The 17,533-nt window shown below is 57.7% G+C and carries 18 protein-coding genes; 12 read left to right on the top strand and 6 right to left on the bottom strand.

Annotated features, from left to right (window positions below; translation table 11 throughout):
* Nucleotides 1-73: 73 nt before the first annotated feature.
* The 7 genes from AB3X55_01750 (at nucleotide 74) to raiA (ending at nucleotide 5,884) form a co-directional block, all read left to right on the top strand.
* Nucleotides 74-1,990, top strand: a complete 1,917-nt coding sequence (locus tag AB3X55_01750; protein MEX0502303.1) for a 3-hydroxyacyl-CoA dehydrogenase NAD-binding domain-containing protein — start codon at nucleotides 74-76, stop codon at nucleotides 1,988-1,990.
* The gene (locus AB3X55_01755; GenBank protein MEX0502304.1) at nucleotides 1,987-2,880 is read left to right on the top strand and encodes a DMT family transporter; all 894 of its coding nucleotides are present in this window, start codon (nucleotides 1,987-1,989) and stop codon (nucleotides 2,878-2,880) included. The genes AB3X55_01750 and AB3X55_01755 overlap by 4 nt, the downstream gene beginning before the upstream one ends.
* A gap of 43 nt (nucleotides 2,881-2,923) precedes the next feature.
* The gene (locus AB3X55_01760) at nucleotides 2,924-3,730 is read left to right on the top strand and encodes a sulfite exporter TauE/SafE family protein (protein ID MEX0502305.1); all 807 of its coding nucleotides are present in this window, start codon (nucleotides 2,924-2,926) and stop codon (nucleotides 3,728-3,730) included.
* Nucleotides 3,731-3,746: 16 nt separating this feature from the next.
* A complete protein-coding gene (locus AB3X55_01765; protein ID MEX0502306.1) occupies nucleotides 3,747-3,950 on the top strand; it encodes a DUF2842 domain-containing protein in 204 nt (67 codons plus the stop codon).
* Nucleotides 3,937-4,416 (top strand): SprT-like domain-containing protein, encoded by a 480-nt coding sequence (locus AB3X55_01770; GenBank protein ID MEX0502307.1) that lies wholly within the window; start codon nucleotides 3,937-3,939, stop codon nucleotides 4,414-4,416. Before AB3X55_01765 ends, AB3X55_01770 begins: the two co-directional genes overlap by 14 nt.
* The gene (locus AB3X55_01775; GenBank protein MEX0502308.1) at nucleotides 4,409-5,065 is read left to right on the top strand and encodes a hypothetical protein; all 657 of its coding nucleotides are present in this window, start codon (nucleotides 4,409-4,411) and stop codon (nucleotides 5,063-5,065) included. Before AB3X55_01770 ends, AB3X55_01775 begins: the two co-directional genes overlap by 8 nt.
* Before the next feature lie 225 nt (nucleotides 5,066-5,290).
* Complete coding sequence (raiA, locus tag AB3X55_01780) at nucleotides 5,291-5,884, top strand: ribosome-associated translation inhibitor RaiA (protein ID MEX0502309.1); 594 nt, start codon at nucleotides 5,291-5,293, stop codon at nucleotides 5,882-5,884.
* A gap of 32 nt (nucleotides 5,885-5,916) precedes the next feature.
* Here raiA and AB3X55_01785 read toward each other — a convergent pair whose 3' ends face one another.
* Genes AB3X55_01785 through cobU form a run of 4 tightly spaced genes read right to left on the bottom strand, consistent with a single transcriptional unit; the run spans nucleotide 5,917 to nucleotide 8,970 of the window.
* The gene (locus tag AB3X55_01785; protein MEX0502310.1) at nucleotides 5,917-6,552 is read right to left on the bottom strand and encodes a histidine phosphatase family protein; all 636 of its coding nucleotides are present in this window, start codon (nucleotides 6,550-6,552) and stop codon (nucleotides 5,917-5,919) included.
* Entirely contained in the window at nucleotides 6,549-7,376 is an 828-nt protein-coding gene (locus AB3X55_01790; protein MEX0502311.1) for an adenosylcobinamide-GDP ribazoletransferase, read from the bottom strand. The genes AB3X55_01785 and AB3X55_01790 overlap by 4 nt, the downstream gene beginning before the upstream one ends.
* Nucleotides 7,373-8,392, bottom strand: a complete 1,020-nt coding sequence (gene cobT, locus AB3X55_01795; GenBank protein MEX0502312.1) for a nicotinate-nucleotide--dimethylbenzimidazole phosphoribosyltransferase — start codon at nucleotides 8,390-8,392, stop codon at nucleotides 7,373-7,375. Before cobT ends, AB3X55_01790 begins: the two co-directional genes overlap by 4 nt.
* Nucleotides 8,393-8,430: 38 nt before the next feature.
* The gene (gene cobU, locus AB3X55_01800; GenBank protein MEX0502313.1) at nucleotides 8,431-8,970 is read right to left on the bottom strand and encodes a bifunctional adenosylcobinamide kinase/adenosylcobinamide-phosphate guanylyltransferase; all 540 of its coding nucleotides are present in this window, start codon (nucleotides 8,968-8,970) and stop codon (nucleotides 8,431-8,433) included.
* A gap of 187 nt (nucleotides 8,971-9,157) precedes the next feature.
* Between cobU and AB3X55_01805 the strand changes: the two genes are divergently transcribed.
* The 3 genes from AB3X55_01805 to AB3X55_01815 all read left to right on the top strand — a co-directional run bounded on the left by AB3X55_01805 (nucleotide 9,158) and on the right by AB3X55_01815 (nucleotide 13,446).
* Complete coding sequence (locus AB3X55_01805) at nucleotides 9,158-10,723, top strand: trimethylamine methyltransferase family protein (GenBank protein ID MEX0502314.1); 1,566 nt, start codon at nucleotides 9,158-9,160, stop codon at nucleotides 10,721-10,723.
* An 81-nt stretch (nucleotides 10,724-10,804) separates the two neighbouring features.
* Complete coding sequence (locus AB3X55_01810) at nucleotides 10,805-11,524, top strand: hypothetical protein (GenBank protein MEX0502315.1); 720 nt, start codon at nucleotides 10,805-10,807, stop codon at nucleotides 11,522-11,524.
* A gap of 287 nt (nucleotides 11,525-11,811) precedes the next feature.
* Nucleotides 11,812-13,446, top strand: coding sequence for a hypothetical protein (locus tag AB3X55_01815; protein ID MEX0502316.1), 1,635 nt, complete (start codon nucleotides 11,812-11,814; stop codon nucleotides 13,444-13,446).
* 43 nt (nucleotides 13,447-13,489) lie between these two features.
* Here the strand turns inward: AB3X55_01815 and AB3X55_01820 are convergent, their stop codons facing one another.
* Together AB3X55_01820 and AB3X55_01825 are read right to left on the bottom strand one after the other, a co-directional pair.
* On the bottom strand, nucleotides 13,490-14,377 hold the full coding sequence (locus AB3X55_01820) for a hypothetical protein (protein MEX0502317.1): 888 nt from the start codon (nucleotides 14,375-14,377) through the stop codon (nucleotides 13,490-13,492).
* A gap of 139 nt (nucleotides 14,378-14,516) precedes the next feature.
* Nucleotides 14,517-15,464: a calcium/sodium antiporter gene (locus AB3X55_01825; protein MEX0502318.1), complete on the bottom strand. Its 948-nt coding sequence runs from the start codon at nucleotides 15,462-15,464 to the stop codon at nucleotides 14,517-14,519.
* 354 nt (nucleotides 15,465-15,818) lie between these two features.
* Here AB3X55_01825 and AB3X55_01830 point away from each other — a divergent pair, with 354 nt between their 5' ends.
* Both AB3X55_01830 and AB3X55_01835 read left to right on the top strand, forming a co-directional pair.
* Complete coding sequence (locus tag AB3X55_01830) at nucleotides 15,819-16,478, top strand: hypothetical protein (GenBank protein MEX0502319.1); 660 nt, start codon at nucleotides 15,819-15,821, stop codon at nucleotides 16,476-16,478.
* A complete protein-coding gene (locus AB3X55_01835) occupies nucleotides 16,475-17,518 on the top strand; it encodes a M48 family metallopeptidase (protein ID MEX0502320.1) in 1,044 nt (347 codons plus the stop codon). The genes AB3X55_01830 and AB3X55_01835 overlap by 4 nt, the downstream gene beginning before the upstream one ends.
* The last annotated feature ends 15 nt before the right edge of the window (nucleotides 17,519-17,533 follow it).

A 17,533-nucleotide genomic window follows, 5' to 3' on the forward strand; every position in this document is an offset into this window, starting at 1 on the left:
TCCATCAGATGTGTTCCGCCCGTGATACCATCCCAGACGTTGTTTTCGATTTCCGCCACCGCGGGAGGCTTGCATGACATCCTATGAGCATTTCGATCTGACCCATGACGAGGCTGGCATTGCCTGGGTGACCATTGATGTAAAGGGACGGTCGGCAAATGTGCTGTCACATGCGGTAATGGCCGAGCTGTTCTCGATCATTGACAGTCTGGATGCAGGGTCGCCGCAGGGTTTTGTGTTCCGGTCCGGCAAGTCGCGAGGCTTTATTTTTGGCGCTGACATCAATGAATTCGCCGGTCTGGAAACACGCCATGATGTCGAGGCGCATATTGCCGGGGTTCTGGAATGCTTTCAGAAAATAGAGGATCTTGCCTGCCCGACGGTGATCCTGATCGATGGTATCTGCGTCGGGGGCGGGCTGGAGCTTGCGCTGGCCTTTGAGCATATCATCGCCATAGACGATTCGGCGTGCCAGGTCGGGTTTCCGGAAATCAACCTTGGCCTGCTTCCGGGCTATGGCGGGTCGGCCCGGGCTTGCGAGAGAATGGGGCCGGAAGCCGCTCTTCAGCTTGTCCTGCATGGCCGCCCATTGAAGGCGCGCGCCGCGCGGGATGCCGGGGCGATCGATCATCTGGTGGCTGATCGAGACGGTCTGGAACAGGCCGCGCGCGACGCCATTGCCGGCAGGATTGCCCGTGCGGCACCACCGGCAACCGGGGATCTGGCGGCGATGATCGAGGATGAACGGGCCAGGCTGATGCTCAGAACCACGCCTCGGAACATGCCAGCTCCCTTTGCCATTCTAGACCATTTTTCAGTAGATGATTTAAGTAAAAACAATATATTGAAAAATGAAACGAAACTGTTTTCTCAACTTATGATGACGCCTGCTTCCGCAGGGTTGCGACGGACCTTCCAGTTGAATGACGCGGTCAAGAAGGGCGCTCGGGGAGAGGCGGACATAACCCGCATCCATGTCATCGGGGCCGGAACGATGGGCGGTGATATCGCCGCTGTTGCGGCGATGTCCGGATTTGCGGTTACCTTGCAGGATCTGGACAGGGCTGTCATCGACGGGGCTGTTGATCGGGCGCGTGCCCTGTATGAGCGGCGACTGAAAGATCCGCAGCGCGTTGCCGACACGCTTGGCCGTCTGACGGCCGATCCGGATGGCGTGGGACTGAAGGATGCAGATCTGGTGATCGAGGCTGTCGCCGAGCGGCTTGATGTCAAACAGAAGGTCTTTGTCGCCGCCGAGGCCGTGATGAAGCCTGACGCCATCATGGCAACCAACACCTCGGCAATTCCCCTGGAACAGATAGGCAGCGCGCTGGCCGATCCAACACGTCTGATCGGTATGCATTTCTTCAATCCTGTGCCGGTGCTGCCCCTTGTCGAGATCGTCTACACCGATGCCAGCCGTCAGGATTTCGTCAGCCGGGCGATGTTTGCCTGTGGGGCGATGAAGAAGCAGCCGGTAAGGTGCAAGTCATCACCCGGTTTTCTAGTCAACCGGGCACTGCTGCCCTACATGTTCCGCGCGATCGAGGTCATGTTGGACGGGGCGGACCCGGACAAGCTTGATCAGGCGCTGGTGATGTTCGGCATGCCGATGGGGCCGATTGAACTGTGTGATCAGGTTGGGCTTGATGTCTGTCTTGATGCCGGCCGGGTCATCGGAATCTCAGACAACGCCGCCGCAGCACTGACGGAATTGATCGAGGCTGGCAATCTGGGGCGCAAGACGGGGTCCGGGTTCTATCAATGGGATGGCAAGAAGGCTGTCAGGCCGCGCGGGGTATATGCCGAGGCCGAGCTTGACGACATTGCCGTCGAATTGCTGGCGCCGCTGGTTGCCGAATGCCGCGCCGCGGTTGCCGAGGGGGTGGTGGATTCCGCTGATATGGCGGATGCGGCCTGTATTTTTGGTGTCGGGTTTCCGGCATTCCGCGGTGGCCCCCTGTACTGGAATGAAAGCCGGTCTGCATGACCATTCTGACCCGATCCGACGGTCCTGCCACCGAGGTGCGCCGGACACTCGCCTGGATGGTTCTCAGCTGTCTGCTGTTTGCTCTGGTGATGGTTTCGGTAAAGCTGTTCCTGACGGATTTGCCACCTGTCCAGACTGTGTTCCTGCGCTATGTCTTCGGCATTATGCTGCTGCTGCCCCTTGTTGCCAGAACGCTTGGTGGAACCAGCGTCAGGGCAAGCTGGAAAATGCTGGTGGTGCGGTCTGTCTGCCATTCGCTGGCGGTGCTGTTCTGGTTCTACAGCATCATGCGTATTCCCCTTGCCGAGGTGAATGCCCTGCTCAATCTCGGGCCGGTCTATGCCACAATTGGGGCTGCCATCTATTTCGGCGAGGGGTTGAAGATGCGGCGGCTGCTGGCAATCCTGATTTCCTTTGTTGGCGCAATGGTGATCATCAAGCCCGGATTTGCCGAGATCAATCTTGGCACAGTCGCGGTGCTGCTGACCGCCCCCCTGTTTGCGGTGTCCGACCTGATTGCGAAATCCCTGAAGGCACATCATGGCGACAATGTCATCATCATTGCGCTGTCGGCAGGCATTGCGGTCGCCACCGCGGTACCCGCGATGCTGTTCTGGCAGCCCATGTCGGCCATGAACTGGGTTGGCATTGTGGCCATCGGTACGGCGGCGACGCTTGGACATATGACATTGATGAAATCTTTTCAGGGGCCGATGTGGGCGGCGCAGACGGGCAAATATGTCCAGCTGCTGTTCGTCATACTGTTCGGCATCACGCTGTTTGACGAAATTCCAGTGCTGTCGACGATCATCGGTGCGCTGGTGGTTCTCAGCGCGGTGTCCTACATTGCCTTTCGCGAGGGGCGCGCGCAGCGCCTTCGTGGCGAGTGAGTTGGATGCAGGTTAGCCGGCACAAGGGTGTGGGGGAGTGATTATGCCCGGTTTTGAGGCCATGCAGGCAACACCGGTTCTGTTCTGGGCGATCTGTTTCCTGTCGGTGATGGCGCTGGCGATCTCGAAATCGGGATTTGGCGGTGCGCTCGGAACGATGAGCATGCCCATTCTGCTTTTTGTTCTTCCCCCAAAACCGGCACTTGGGGTGCTGTTGCCGATCTTTCTGATCACTGACGTCTGGGTTCTCTACATCTGGCGGAAACATATCGACCGCCGGTTTGCCCTGATCATGTGCGGTTTCGGTCTTGCCGGTCAGCTGGCAGGGTGGCTGCTGTTTGACTATTTCAGCAATGCCATGCTGCTGTGGCTGGTTGGCACGATCGGGATGCTGACGGCGCTGAATTATCTTCGGCTTCGCATCTGGCCCCAGACTGAACTTGCCGAGGAAATCGCACAGCGCATCGTGGCCCGTCTCTGGCCACGGGCAATCGGCTGGTGTGGCCTATCGGGCCTTGCCAGCTTTGTTGCGTTTGCCGGTGGCATCCCGGCGCAGTTGTTTTTGCTGCCACACCGGCTGGCGCGTCAGGTCTTTGTTGGCACGATGAGTGTCTTTTTCTTTGTCATCAACGTGGCGAAACTGCCTTTCTATGGTGATCTGGGCCTGTTCAGCGGTGACAGCCTGATGATGTCCTTGATGCTTGTCCCCTTTATTCCACTTGGTGTGTATTTCGGTAAGAAGCTGAATGATATCGTGTCGGACAAGCTGTTCTATGATGTGACCTACTGTCTGCTTTTCGTGATGAGTCTGAAGCTGCTATATGATGCCGGCTTGGACTGGTCGGTATGACGAGAAGGAACATGACATGAAACGGTGGCGTCATCTTGCTGTGGCCTTTGGCATTCTGCCCGCGCTGGCGATCTATGTCGGGGGCATGGTGTGGCTGTCGACTTTCATCATGGAGATCCATTTTCTGGTCGATCTCCTGTTCTTTGTCCTGGCTGGTCTGGCCTGGATTCCCGCAGCCGGTTCGGTGGTCAAATGGCTGGCGACGCATGAGGCACGATAAGAGCGGGACAGATGATGTGGGCGCCCCGGCGCGCCCGCTCAAGGGCGCTCTCGAAACCGCGGCAGGCCTGATGCGCGAACATGGCCTTGATGGCTGGACTGTGCGGCTCGACAATGCGCGTCGGCGTGCCGGTCAGTGTGATTATCGTCGGCGGGAAATTTCGCTGTCACGTCACTATGTACGCTATGCCGAGGAAGACCATATCCGCGACACCATTCTTCATGAAATCGCCCATGCGCTGGTCGGGCCACATCATGGTCATGATGCGGTATGGCGCCGCAAGGCACGTGAGATCGGATGCAGCGCAACCCGGTGCCATACGTTGAACTTCGCGTCTGAACCGTGGCTGATGCGCTGTCCCGAAGGATGTTTCGAGGTTGGACGCCATCGCCGAAAGCCGGGGCTTGTCTGCGCACAATGCCGCTCGCCTGTCGAATTCATCAGGTCCGAGGCATATCATGAGTGATCTCATGAGTGATCTGGATTTTGCCGTCACGCCGCAACGGCTCATGGCCATGCGACGCGCCCTGACACGGCTGCAGGCGCCGGCGCGCCGGGCGACAAGCCTGGCCTTTCTGACGGGCACCGAAATTGCACGGCTTGGCGACTATGCAGGCCAGCAGACCTACCGCACCGCCACACCGCAGATTGAACATCGCGGCAACAGCGTGTTTCAGGATTTCGATGTCTGTTTTCCCGCGCCGCGCGAGGGGACTTTCGCACTGCTTGCGACCTTGCTTGAAAAGACATTGCGGCAGGCGGGTGCCCTGATGACATCGCCGCCACTGCCTCCGGACATTGTCCTGAATGATTTTGCAATCCAGCGTTATCCGGCGGGGTCACGGGGGATTGGTATCCACCGGGATGGCAGGCGATATCGCGGGATTGTGGTCATTGTCACACTTGCCGGCACGTCACGCCTTTTTACCTGCACTGATCGTCAGGGGGCCGGGATCCGGCGCATCGATGACCGGCCAGGCCGCATTGTGCTGATGTCTGCTGAAGGATTTGCGGAACGCGAGGGCGAACAGGCACGACCGCTTCATGGTGTAGATCGCATCGGGTCGGGGCGTCTGTCGCTTGGACTTCGGTATCTTCCGGCAGATGCGGCATGATGGCACGGTTTCGCTTGCGCCAAATTGTTTTTCTTGGCAGCCTTTAAGTGTCGGAGCGCCCGTCCGCTCTCCCCAACAGATAAAATTGTTTGTGATGGGCGCAGATGCAGTGCGTTCCGCTCATGTGGGCTGTCTGGCAGCCCACGAAAGCAGGTTGCGCCGGTCCCCCCAAGGCCTATGGCCACTCCGGTGCCGCCATAACGTCCGCTCGGAAGGGAGACAGATATGAATATCAGCGTTTCAGGAAAAAACATGGATACCGGTTCGGCGTTTCAGACACATGCCGAAACGGCGTTGAACAGTGTCGTCGAAAAATATTTTGATCGTGCGGTGAGTGGCCATGTGACCCTGGAAAAGGCTGATTCCGGATTTCGGGTAAAGACCCGTGTTGCCCTGTCTCGACGAATGGAACTCGAGGCGACAGGGTTTGCGCATGACGCCCATGCGGCGCTGGAGGCCGCGATCGAACATGCCGAGAAACGGCTTCGTCGGCACAAGAGACGGCTGAAGAATCATCGTGGTGCGGTCACACCGGCGGAAGAGGATGACGTCCTGCCCGCAACCATGATGATTTATGCCGGTGCCGACCAGATCGAGGATGGCGCGGAAAATGACGATATGCCAGCCGTGGTTGCCGAACTTGCCTATGACATCGAGATGCTGACGGTCGAGCAGGCGGTGATGAAGCTTGAACTTAGCGAAGCGCCAATGCTGATGTTCAGAAATGCCGCGCATTTCGGGCTGAATGTCGTGCATCGGCGCGAGGATGGCTCGATTGGCTGGATTGATCCTCGCGGGGTCCGGCATCTCAACAGCTAGTCCCGTCCGGCCATTGTCCGGTCATAATCCGGTCAGGTGATTCCGGGATCGGTCAGCCCCCCGAAAAGCCAGGCGCCACCGGCAGCGGTGGCGCGTTCCGGGTCCATCAGGGTCAGTTTCAGAACGCCGAAATGCGGTACCGGCACACCGACCACATGATCCAGCGGTGCGGCCAGCGCCAGTGCCATCGCCGCCCGTATCACGCCGGCATGGGTGATAACGATCCTTGGAGTGGGCGTGAACGCCGCTTCAACTTCGCGCATCCATCCCGCGACACGGTCGGTCAGCGCGGCAAAGGACTCGCCCTGTGGCGCAGTCAGGTCGGCGGTCAGAAAGGCCCAGTTGTGAAGTGGCCCATCCTTGATCTGATCCCAAATCTCGGCCACCGGTCTGTCGTGCCAGATCCCGAAATCCATCTCGACGAGGTGCGGGGAGTCTGACATCACTGCCGGCGCCAGTGCAGGGGCCAGCAATTGTGCTGTCTGCTGCGCCCGCCGCAAGGGCGATACATGCCAATCTGCAGCTGTCGGAAGCTGGCTGACAAGCGGCGTTACATCAAACCGGTGCGGCTCAATCGGCGGGTCATGAGGCGGCACATGATTGCGTTGCTTGACCACCGGTGCATGGCGAACAAAAAAGATTTCACAAATTTCCGGATGTGATGTCATGCCGGCAGCATCGCGCCAACCGACGCCCAACTGATCAACATCATGATCTCGCCGCACAGGGTTGTTGCGCCCATCACATCACCCGTCAGGCCGTCAATTTTGCGTGTCGCCACCCGGCCAATCCACAGGCTGAGGGCGCATGCCGGCAGCGCAATACAGGCCGTCGGCAACAGCCCCAAAATCCAGATCATGGCAGGTGCCCACAGGAACAGCGCGACAATCAGCCTTGTAATGCTGGTGCGCCCGGTCAGGGCAGCCAGGCTGGCATGCGGGCTGACGGAATAGACCGATAGCTGCAATACCGGCTGAAACCGGCTCGCCGCCCCGATCATCGCCATGAAACCGACCAGATGCCAACCTGCCAGCACCTCAAGGCTCAGAGCCAGCAGCGAAAGTCTGAGAGCGGTCGCAAGGATCAGCGCCAGCACACCATAGGCCCCGATGCGGCTGTCATGCATGATCCGGATGATGTCGTTGCTGTCCCGACCACCGCCAAACCCGTCTGCCATGTCGGCCAGCCCGTCCTCATGCATGGCACCTGACAGCAAGGCAAGGCCAAGAAGCGCCAGTGACGCGCTGGCCAGCGGCGGCAGACCAAGGGCCGCGCCAGTCACCAGGATGGCGCCACCCGCGCCGCCAATGACAAGCCCGACGAGGGGAAAGGCCCAGAGTGCCGATGTGAAATTGGGAGGGCGTTCGGCAGGAAACCTGTACCAGCCGGTTGGAATGCGGCTGAGAAGTAAAAACGCCGCGGCGCAGTCGCCGAACGGGGATTGCGACGGTGCCCTGTCCCTATCCCTGTCCATTTCCCTGTCCAGTGTCATGTTTCTTTGCTGACGCCTGCCTCGGCAAAGGTCGCCATGCCATTATGGGCCGCCGTCGCAGCGCGGACCAGCAATGTCGCCACCGCGGCACCGCTTGCCTCGCCAAGTCGCATCCGCAGGTCGAGCAGCGGCTGCATCCGCAGGGCGGAAGCAAGGCGAATATGTCCCGGCTCCGCAGACAGATGCGAAATCATGCAGTGATCCAGAACATCCAGCCTTTTGCCAATCGTCAGTGCGGCGGCGGCGGCGGACGAAATGAACCCGTCAAGCATGACAGGGATGCTGCGCAGTCGTGCCTCGAGGACAGCGCCCGCAATTGCCGCCAGTTCACGGCCACCACAGGCGGCAAGAAGACTGACGCAATCGGTTACCTTGTCGCCATGTCGGTCGATGGCCGCCTGAACAATCATTGCCTTGTGGCTGACGCCCGCCGGGTCGAGACCTGTGCCCGGCCCGACCCAGCCACCGGCATCACCGCCGAATCTGGCCATGCAGATGGCGGCAGCGGCAGTGGTGTTGCCAATGCCCATTTCGCCGACAATCAGATAATCGCATGTCTCGCCAATGGCGGCAGCGCCAACATTCATCGCATGCAGAACCTCGTCAGGGTCCATGGCAGGCGCCGTTGTGAAATCGACGGTGGGACGGCCAAGATCGAGTGCGGTGACACTCAGTTCCAGTCCTGCGGTCTCGCAAAGCTGGTTGATTGCGGCTCCGCCAGCCTCGAAATTCCACACCATCTGCTGGGTGACTTCCTGCGGGAACGGGCTGATCCCCTGCTTGACGACACCGTGGTTGCCAGCAAAGACAAGGCATTTGCCATTGGTGATCTGGGGTCTGTCAGTCCTTTGCCAGGCCGCCATCCACAGCGCCAGCTGTTCAAGTTTGCCAAGCGAGCCCGGCGGTTTGGTCAGTTGGTCCTGGCGCGCAGCGGCGCTGGCCCGTGCCACACCATCCGGCTGCGGCAGCTTTCCAATCAATTCGGCAATGTGGCCTGGTGAGGAAAATGAATTCATGAAGGGTCCGGAACCAGATCTTTAGGAAAGGTGAATGTTTATTGCTGTGGTTTAATTCTTAAAGCAATACCTGCCATCATAAAAAACACCTCGTCAGCTGCCGCGGCGATGGCCTGGTTCAGTAAACCATTGGCGTCTCGAAAGCGGCGCGACAGGGCGTTGTCCGGCACAATGCCAAGGCCGGTTTCGCTGGCCACAAGGACAAGCCTGCCCCGACAAGTGCGGATGGTGTCGACAAGCTCCTGGCGTGTTTTGTCCATATCATGTTCATGGATCAGAAGATTTGTCGTCCAGACACTCAGACAGTCGACAAGGATGGCTGTGGTCTCGCTGTCATTCTCGCTGATAGCCTGTGAAAGATTGACAGGTGCCTCGACAAGCGCCCATTCCGGCCCGCGCCGCTGGCGATGCAGGTCGACCCGTGCCGCCATTTCATCATCAAAGATCTCGGCTGTGGCAATATAGACAAGGCGATCGCTGTCGGCTGGGCGGCCAGCAGACTGCTGCGTCAGCATTTCGGCGTGCGCCGATTTGCCTGACCGGGCGCCGCCAAGAACAAACTGGATCTGTGGTGCCACCGCGCATGTCTCCTGGTTGGCCGTCATTCAGTTGCTGTTCTTCTACCATCCGCAGCGGCGTTTGACAGCGGCAAAGCTCACCTGTCCCTGTCCTGTGACCGAATTTGGGTATCGAGCGTCATTTTTAGAACGATTGAAGGTGTTGCCACTGTTACCGTCGAAAGGGGAAAGCTGAATGAGGTGCCCCATGTCCGAAATCGGATCTGATTCGGCCAAGCGGTCACGCCGTCGTCGTCGCGGTGATGGCGAGCGCCTGAAGACGCCCTTTCTTGCCACACAGCTTGAATGGGGCGCTGTCACCTATCTTGACGACCCGGCACAGCCTGTCGACCCGGACGGTGTTGAGGCCATCCATGATGCCAGCATGCGGATTCTCGAGGAAATCGGCATCCTGTTCCTGAATGATACGGCGCTGGATGTCCTGAAGGCGGCGGGGTGCCGGGTCGATTATGATACAAAGCTGGTGCATATGGATCGTGACTTTGTCATGGAGGCGGTTGACCGCGCGCCGGCGCAATTCACCATCACCCCGCGAAATCCCGATCGCGAGATCACGATCGGCGGGCGGCATGTCAATTTCGGACAGGTTGCCTCGGCACCGAATGTAATGGATCTCGATCGTGGCCGGCGGGTCGGCAATCGCGCCGACTTCCAGGACCTGCTGCGGCTTGCCCAGTCCTATAACTGCATTCACATGAATTGCGGCTATCCGGTCGAGCCGATCGACATTCACGCCTCGATCCGGCATCTCGACGCGCATTACGACATTCTGACCCTGACCGACAAGGTGATCCATGCCTATTCGCTCGGGCCCGAGCGGATCGAGGATGTCATGGAATTGGCGCGGATTGCCGCCGGACTGACGGATGAGGCATTTGAATCACGCGCGCATATGTTCACCAACATCAACTCGTCGTCGCCCCTGAAACATGACTGGCCGATGCTGGATGGTGCGATGCGCGCGGCCCGGCGCGGACAGGCGGTGATCATATCACCCTTCACCCTGGCCGGCGCGATGGCTCCGGTGACGATTGCCGGCGCGGTGACACAGCAGAATGCCGAGGGGCTGGCCGCGATTGCGTTGTTACAGCATGTGCGTGATGGCGCGCCCTGTGTTTACGGTGCCTTTACCAGCAATGTCGACATGAAGACCGGCGCACCGGCCTTTGGCACGCCGGAATATGTGCGCGCCATGCATATGTCGGGGCAGATGGCACGGCGCTACGGGCTGCCCTGGCGTGCCTCCAACGCCAATGCCTGCAACGCGCCGGACGCACAAGCAATCTGGGAATCGCTGTTCTCGCTTCAGGCATGCTGTTCCGGGCATGCCAATGTGATCTATCACGCGGCGGGCTGGATGGAAGGCGGGCTGTCGGCCAGCTTTGAAAAATTCATCATCGATTGCGAAATGCTGCAACAGATCGCCTATACCAACCGTCCGGTGCCGATTGGCACCGATGATCTGGCGGTCGAGGCGATTGGTGCCGTGGGTCCGTTCGGCCATTTCTTTGGCGCGGACCACACCCGGGAACGCTATCGTGACGCCTTTTACGCGCCGCTGATGTCGGACTGGCGCAATTACGAGGCGTGGGAGGAAACCGGCGCCGTCTGGACGCATGACCGCGCCAATGCCGCCTGGAAACAGATCCTTGCCGAATATGAGGCCCCGCCAATCGACCCGGCCATCGACGAGGCCCTGTGTGCATTCGTCGCCCGCCGCAAGGAGGAGGGCGGCGCACCGACCGATTTTTAGGGGCCGATCCGGCCTCTGCGTGTATTGGCTGTTAACGTGAAATTTACCTCTGTCCACTAGACTGGGACGGGAGGTGAGCCAATGACCATCCGTGCCTTCTGGAAACGGGGTCCGCCATTGCGGCTGATCAAGCGGACCGATATCCCGCCGGACGAACTCTTTACGTCCGATGAGGTGCGGCGGGCTGTGGAGTTTCGTAATTGCTTTTTTGTCAGGCCGTCTAACATCCTGTTTTACGGGCATTTGGTGTTCATGCCTGTTGCCTGGCTGTTGATCCAGACCTGGCCGCCCTATCATCACGCCTTTGTCGTCACGGACTGGATTGCGGACAGATTGCCGAGTTCTGTTTTCGGCATCCTGACGGTAACGCAGGCACAGCTGGACGAGGTCGGTGCCAGACTGCCGCGCGCGGCCTATATCCATTTCATCGTCGAACAGATTGTTCTGGCGGCAATATGTCTGGTCTGGCCGCTGACCATCAGCGTCAAGATGTGGCGGATCTATCCGCTTTTGGAGGCGCATGCCCGCCATATCCATGTCAATTATGATGAATACCGCAATACCGCCATGCGGCGCGGGGCTTGGATCAGCATTCCTATGATCCCGGCGATCCTTGTTTTCGCATGGTGGATATTCAGCTCTCCAAACCGACTTCTTTATATGATCGAAAAGGGGAACGGCTTCGGTCTACTCGCCATCAATGCCACCGGTGCGATGTGGGGCAGTATAACTGCACTAATTTTGGTTAGTGGGTTTATTCTAGCTTTGCGGGGGATCATTGAACTGATCAGAGACAGGTGAGGCGTTTCTTCGAGGCGGTGTGCTTGGGATTTGTTGGGTGGACTCGGTTCCTTTCCGATTTCAGGTCGTGCTGATTTCCCAACAAATAAATTAATTAATTGATTAATATTAATATAAAACAATAAGTTGAATATTCCTTGACTTACCGTTTTAACCTGTTCAACGCTTGTTCAACAGGCTATTGACTGGCTCGGCTGGTTGATTGTTGAGACGCTTTATTTTTCCGCTGACTGTTTTTGTCGCTGATCAACCTACGCTCGGCCATGGCGGAGGAGGGCGATATTCCCATGGAACGCGAAAACGGGCCGGGCGGCGTAATTGACGACAACCCTTACAGAGGATGGACAGCCGGTATCACCGGCGGGGATGGTCCCGGTATTGGTGATGGTCTTGGCAACACCGGTGACACGGGTGGTGGATACTCAAGCGGTGGCGATAGCGATAGTGGTGGCGGTGGATCGGATGATAATGATCACTATGACGATGCCGTCATGCGCGCGGCGCGTCAGCGCGAGGCTGAACAACAGCGTCAGGAAGCCGAACGCGCCGAGCAGCAACGTCAGGCTGCGATAGAGCGTGAAAGGTTTGAACGCGAGCAGCGCCGCCTTGATAATGAGCGCAAGGCCCGCGAGGACGCCGAACGCGCCGAGCAGGATCGACAGGCCGCAATGGAGCGAGAGAGGTTTGAGCGCGAGCAGCGCCGCCTTGATAATGAGCGCAAGGCCCGCGAGGCGGAAGAGGCCCGCCAGAAGGCGCAGGACATCGAGAATCAACCCCAGCTTGCTTTCGCAAACCAGCATACAGGGCTTGTATTCGGCATTGGCTGGAAGCCAGTGGTTGGATCAGCTCATCACGCTTACGCTTTTCTTGAAAATCCGGATAGCGGCCTTCGTTTGGTGACAAGGGTAGGTGTCGAAGCAAGTTCTGGTGTTTTTAACGGCAGATATACAACAGAAGAAGCTGTGCCAGAGGCGCGTTCGTCTGACAAAAGAGATAGAGCTGATCTAACAGACCCGGCGCGACGCGGTGAAAAAGTACTTGCCGTTGGACAGGACGCGGAAGCCGCCTTCGCCTCAGTCAATGAGGTGGTGTCAAGGCTGACATCCAAAATTGGTTATTCAGTGCTGAACGACAACAGCAACGCGGCCATCGCCTTGGGATTGAACGAAGCTAATCTTGTTCCGGATATTGACTCCAATACCAACGAGGCTAACGCAGCGCTGTCCCGATTGACAAAAGACGGGAGCGAACCCGGATTCAACGCCGCATCAGCAAAGGATATTCGTGAGAATTCGCTGCGTCCGGCGTCGTCCAATCCGCCACAGACGCCGACCGATATCGATGGCGGTTCTGATGTCCCTGCTGATGATGCGAGCGTCACACGAACAACAAATCCACCTTCCAGCGCCGATCACATAACGTTACCGATTACAGATAATCTTGTGGTTTGGAATGGAGCCCATAGTAGTGACAATTTTCAAGGTTCAACCGCAAACGATTTCATCCTTGGTCATGGTGGCAATGATTACCTATATGGAAATGAAGGCGATGACGTTCTTCACGGAGGTGCCGGTAATGACTGGTTATCGGGACGCAGCGGACGCGATGTTCTGACCGGTGGCACCGGAAGCGACATATTTTTCCTGAACATCCGTGACAGACCAAAGGACACGCTCGGGGAGGCCGATCTTGTCACAGATTTTCAAATTGGCGGTGACGCTGACAGGATTTTTCTCGGCAGCAACGTCAACACGGTGTGGATCCGAAGGCAGGATGTTGATGCAAACGGACATCAGGACACGATATTGTATGACAATGCAGACGGTGAGCGCGGCATCCATGTCATTCTTCTCGATTTTGATGGCTCGCTTGACAGAGATGATTTCTATCTCTCGGCACCCTCGGTCCTTGAGATCGCCTGACCGACTATGTCGAAAAAGTCAGCACACTAAGGGTTAAAAGTCGTCATTCAATCTTGATGACAGCGCCCGTATTGGGGGCTTCAATGATGGTAAAGCGCCATTTGAAATCAGGGCTTAGAAAGCCCCCAAAGCGATAAAAGACAAGTTCGCCATTTACCGAGGGATCAGTGATTCCCAGTGGGTCAGGGAAGGTGAACTCATGCGTCAACACTTTCATCTCACGTGAATCTATTTGAATGTCTGTCAGTTTTGCCGGCTTGCCGACGAAGCCGGCGGCGATGATTTCGTCAATCAGCTGCTCTGCGGAATAGCCCCGATCATTCATGAGCGAATCAAGCGCCATTGTCACCGGCTTCCTATTGTGGCCTGCCGGCGTCGAGAAACTGTCGCTAGCAACAAGATATCTGCGGTGGTTCAGGGGTTCGCTCCGCGCAGCAAAATTCCAGTCGATATAGGTCAGGACGATACCGAACTCGTCTATGCGGCGCCATTTGTCAGCGTGGATGAACAGCGACCATTGATCGCTGTTCCTATTGGGCTTCTCACAGACCTGATAATGAAAGATGAGAAACCCGTCCGGATAGGGTTGCAGAGACGAATTTTCGCGGGAAAGGTGCGTTCTGAACTCCTTCACATGCCTTGGATAATCATCGAGGTCCGCAAGATTAGTATCCTCGAACCAGTGGCTGGTGTTCCAGGCTATTTTCGACACCAGCTCAGAAACCCTGTCCCCCGATGCCACTTCATGGTGAAGGTGGCGTTCAATTTTCCTGAAATCTGGGCCGGAGAAGTCACAGAGATTGAGTTTGTTGCCAGGCTGAACGTCGTTACTGGTGACACAGCCTGCCGCTAGAGTTGTCATCATAGCCAGCATACCAAGATGCACGGCTATCGAGCGAAATTGCGTCCACGACTGTTGCAGATGTTGCATTTTGTCAAAATCCGGCCTCGCCACCTTCTGAACGGGGCACCAAGAGGTAAGCATAGACCGGTTAATATAATTATCGAGTTCTGTTCCCACGATATCCCACCGGACGAACTCTTTACGTCCGATGAGGTGCGGCAGGCCATCAGAACAGCGAAACCGTATAGGTGATATAGGCGGCCAGCAGTAGCGCGCCGACCACCCGCCCAAGCGATCTCAGCATATAGCCGATCAGCACGACGCAGATCGTGGCCGCCAGCAGCACCATGACATCAACCTCGATGAAATGGGGATTTACCGCGATGGGCGATACCAGCGCGGTAATGCCGCCGATGCCAAGCATGTTGAACATGTTGCTTCCCAGCACACTGCCGATGGCAACCCCCGATTCACGTCGCCAGGCAGCGATGGTGGCAATCACGATCTCGGGTGCCGCGGTGCCGACCGCAACCACGGTCAGCCCGATGACCGCCTCGGACACCCCGAGCAGGCGGCTGAGATCGGCTGCCCCCGTGACAAACAGGTTCGACCCAACTGCCAGCGCCGTCAGCGCCCCGGCAATCCACAGGCCGTGCAGCCCGAGATCCTGTGCCCGCAGCGGGGCCGTGCCGGCGGCATGTTGCCTTCCGTCAATCTGCGATTGGTCCTCGTCCCGGCCTGTCATCAGGGTGGTGGCGATGAAGCCGGCGAACCCGGCCAGCAGAACCAGACCATCCGTGAAACTGACAACACCATCAAAGCAGAGCGCCATGAACATCAAAATGGCACCGACTGTCACCGTGCCCTCGCGCGCAATGAAACGTCGTGACACCGGGATCGGGAAGATCAGGACGGACAGCGACAGGACCAGCAGGATGTTGACGATGTTTCCGCCAACAATGTTGCCGATAACAATGTCGTCATGTGCGGTCAGGATGGCGCCAATCGATACCACCAGTTCCGGTGACGAGGTGCCAAAGGCGACAATTGTCATGCCGATGACCAGTGGCGACACGCCAATCTTGCCGGCCAGCTGGACGGCATGCTGGACAAGATACCGACCGCCGACGAGCAGCAGACCAAGGCCCACCGTTAAATTGATGAAGATCATCATGCCCAAAGTCAGACTTTCCTATCTGTTGTTGACCAGCCGCTGCTGAGAAGGGGGGGCGATGATAGCGCCCATGCCACGAGCATGCCGGACCTTTACGGAGCCTTGGATTTTGGTCCGTGACGATCTGATTTGTTCGGATATGGGAATGCCATACCGCCGCGCCAATGGCCACCATGACAAATACCGCATATGTCATGGCCGGTGCCGGATCCTGGCGTTGGTCAACAGGGGCGCGGCAGATATCAGGCTGGTGCTATGACGGCGCAGGCGGTATTAATTACTACAGTTGCTTGACAACAAATCATCAAGTCTCATTATCTGTACCTTGTTTCAGCGTTATCAGGGATGTGTATCGTGACGAATTTCATACGGAAACGCGCCTTTCTTTCTTCCATTTTCGGTTTTGCCACGCTGGTTGCCGGTGCGGTGCCCACGGCGTTTGCGGTAGAACAGCTGGCCGTTGGCGACAGTGTCCGCATTGCCTGTGAAAATGCGCCGGTCTATGCAGCTCCATCCGCCTTCGGTGCGCCGGGCGGCGGCATAGCCTTTGGCGAAACGGTCAAGATCAATGCCCTTGCAGGTGCGTTTGAGCTTCCAGATTCCGATTTCAAATCGAAGAAAAAGCTGGAACAGCAGGCCAAAAGCATGGCGGGAGAAGGCACGCCTCGAAAGATCGAGGTCGAGGAATATACCCGTTATTCATGGGCTGATGTCGGATCGTCCAGGTTTGTTCCAACGTCCTGTCTGGTCTCGGAAAAGAATTTTGGTGACCAGACGATTGAGCGCGCCGAGGAAAAGGTTGCCGAACTTGCCTCGGGCAAGGCAAAGCGGAATTTCTCTGAAGATGAGGAAGAGGGTGATCTGCGCGCGGTCAGAGGTGCTGCAGGCGGTGCCAAGGGCGGTGCTGCCGATTACGATACGATCGACCGTCTGATCGGCCATGCTCAAGGAATTTACGACCCGTCATCTTTGATGGCATTCAGAAAGGCTGGTGGCCTGGGAGAGTACAAATGATCCGGAACAAGATTTTCACTCCCATTCTTGGGTTCCTGGCCTTGGTCGTGCTGGCGTCTGCCGCGCATGCCCAACTTGGTGGTCTTCTTGGCGGCGGGGATAACAGCAATCCACTTGGCGGCATCCTCAAGGGTGGCGGCAACAGTGACAGCGGCGGCAGCGGCGGCGGGCTTGGCGGTCTGCTTGGTGGCGGCAACAGTGACAGCGGCGGCAGCGGCGGCGGGCTTGGTGGTCTGCTCGGTGGCGGCAACAGTGACAGCGGCGGTGGTCTTGGCGGTCTGCTGGGTGGCGGCAGCGGCGAAGGCGGATTGTCGAATCCTGGCGGCCTCATCGGCCAGACCCTCAAATCTGCACAGAATACCAATTTGGGGCCGGTTGGAAGATATGTGCTTGGCCGCGAGCTGGCGGCCAGAATGCTTGGCAACTACAAGGTCGCCGACGAGAATGACCCACGTCTTTTCTATCTCAGAAATGTTGTCGTGAATCTTCTCAGCGCTAGCCGCCTGACCAAGAATTACAGAAATCCGGTGGTTGTATTGCTTGACGAGCCCGATGTGGTGAATGCGTTTGCCGCGCCGGGCGGGTTTGTGTTCATCACCACTGGCATGCTGGATTTTGTCGAGAATGAAGACGAACTTGCCTTTGTGCTGGCCCATGAAATCGCGCATATCGAGATGGATCATGGTCTGAACGCCATTAGACAGAATGAAGGCGCAAAGCTGTTCAAGAGCGCGACTGCCGATATGGGGGCTGGTGGATTGTTCGGAGAACTTCTTGCCTGGGGCGAGAATGGCTTCAGCAAGGATCTTGAGGGTGAAGCCGATCTGCGTGGCGGACAGATTGCCGGCAGCCTCGGTTATGACTGGAAGGCCGGTGTCAAGGTGATCGAGCGGCTTGAGTCAATCACCTCGCGCAAGCATGGCAGCGGCTATCCTGACGACAGGGCTGCAAAGCTGAGGGAAGGCGCGGGATCATCCGATGTGTCAGCGGAAGGTCTGGCTGCACGTACCAAAAGGTTTGCCGAGGCTGTTGGCAAATAGGCGGCGGCTTCAGAT

The sequence above is a fragment of the Alphaproteobacteria bacterium LSUCC0719 genome (assembly GCA_040839025.1).
In the GTDB taxonomy this organism is placed as follows: Bacteria; Pseudomonadota; Alphaproteobacteria; order Puniceispirillales; family Puniceispirillaceae; genus UBA8309.

Coding starts and splice junctions, on each gene's coding strand:
- AB3X55_01750 (MEX0502303.1), top strand. CDS start 74: ATGACATCCTATGAGCATTTCGATCTGACCCATGACGAGGCTGGCATT.
- AB3X55_01755 (MEX0502304.1), top strand. CDS start 1,987: ATGACCATTCTGACCCGATCCGACGGTCCTGCCACCGAGGTGCGCCGG.
- AB3X55_01760 (MEX0502305.1), top strand. CDS start 2,924: ATGCCCGGTTTTGAGGCCATGCAGGCAACACCGGTTCTGTTCTGGGCG.
- AB3X55_01765 (MEX0502306.1), top strand. CDS start 3,747: ATGAAACGGTGGCGTCATCTTGCTGTGGCCTTTGGCATTCTGCCCGCG.
- AB3X55_01770 (MEX0502307.1), top strand. CDS start 3,937: ATGAGGCACGATAAGAGCGGGACAGATGATGTGGGCGCCCCGGCGCGC.
- AB3X55_01775 (MEX0502308.1), top strand. CDS start 4,409: ATGAGTGATCTCATGAGTGATCTGGATTTTGCCGTCACGCCGCAACGG.
- raiA (MEX0502309.1), top strand. CDS start 5,291: ATGAATATCAGCGTTTCAGGAAAAAACATGGATACCGGTTCGGCGTTT.
- AB3X55_01785 (MEX0502310.1), bottom strand. CDS start 6,552: ATGACATCACATCCGGAAATTTGTGAAATCTTTTTTGTTCGCCATGCA.
- AB3X55_01790 (MEX0502311.1), bottom strand. CDS start 7,376: ATGACACTGGACAGGGAAATGGACAGGGATAGGGACAGGGCACCGTCG.
- cobT (MEX0502312.1), bottom strand. CDS start 8,392: ATGAATTCATTTTCCTCACCAGGCCACATTGCCGAATTGATTGGAAAG.
- AB3X55_01805 (MEX0502314.1), top strand. CDS start 9,158: ATGTCCGAAATCGGATCTGATTCGGCCAAGCGGTCACGCCGTCGTCGT.
- AB3X55_01810 (MEX0502315.1), top strand. CDS start 10,805: ATGACCATCCGTGCCTTCTGGAAACGGGGTCCGCCATTGCGGCTGATC.
- AB3X55_01815 (MEX0502316.1), top strand. CDS start 11,812: ATGGAACGCGAAAACGGGCCGGGCGGCGTAATTGACGACAACCCTTAC.
- AB3X55_01820 (MEX0502317.1), bottom strand. CDS start 14,377: ATGCAACATCTGCAACAGTCGTGGACGCAATTTCGCTCGATAGCCGTG.
- AB3X55_01825 (MEX0502318.1), bottom strand. CDS start 15,464: ATGATGATCTTCATCAATTTAACGGTGGGCCTTGGTCTGCTGCTCGTC.
- AB3X55_01835 (MEX0502320.1), top strand. CDS start 16,475: ATGATCCGGAACAAGATTTTCACTCCCATTCTTGGGTTCCTGGCCTTG.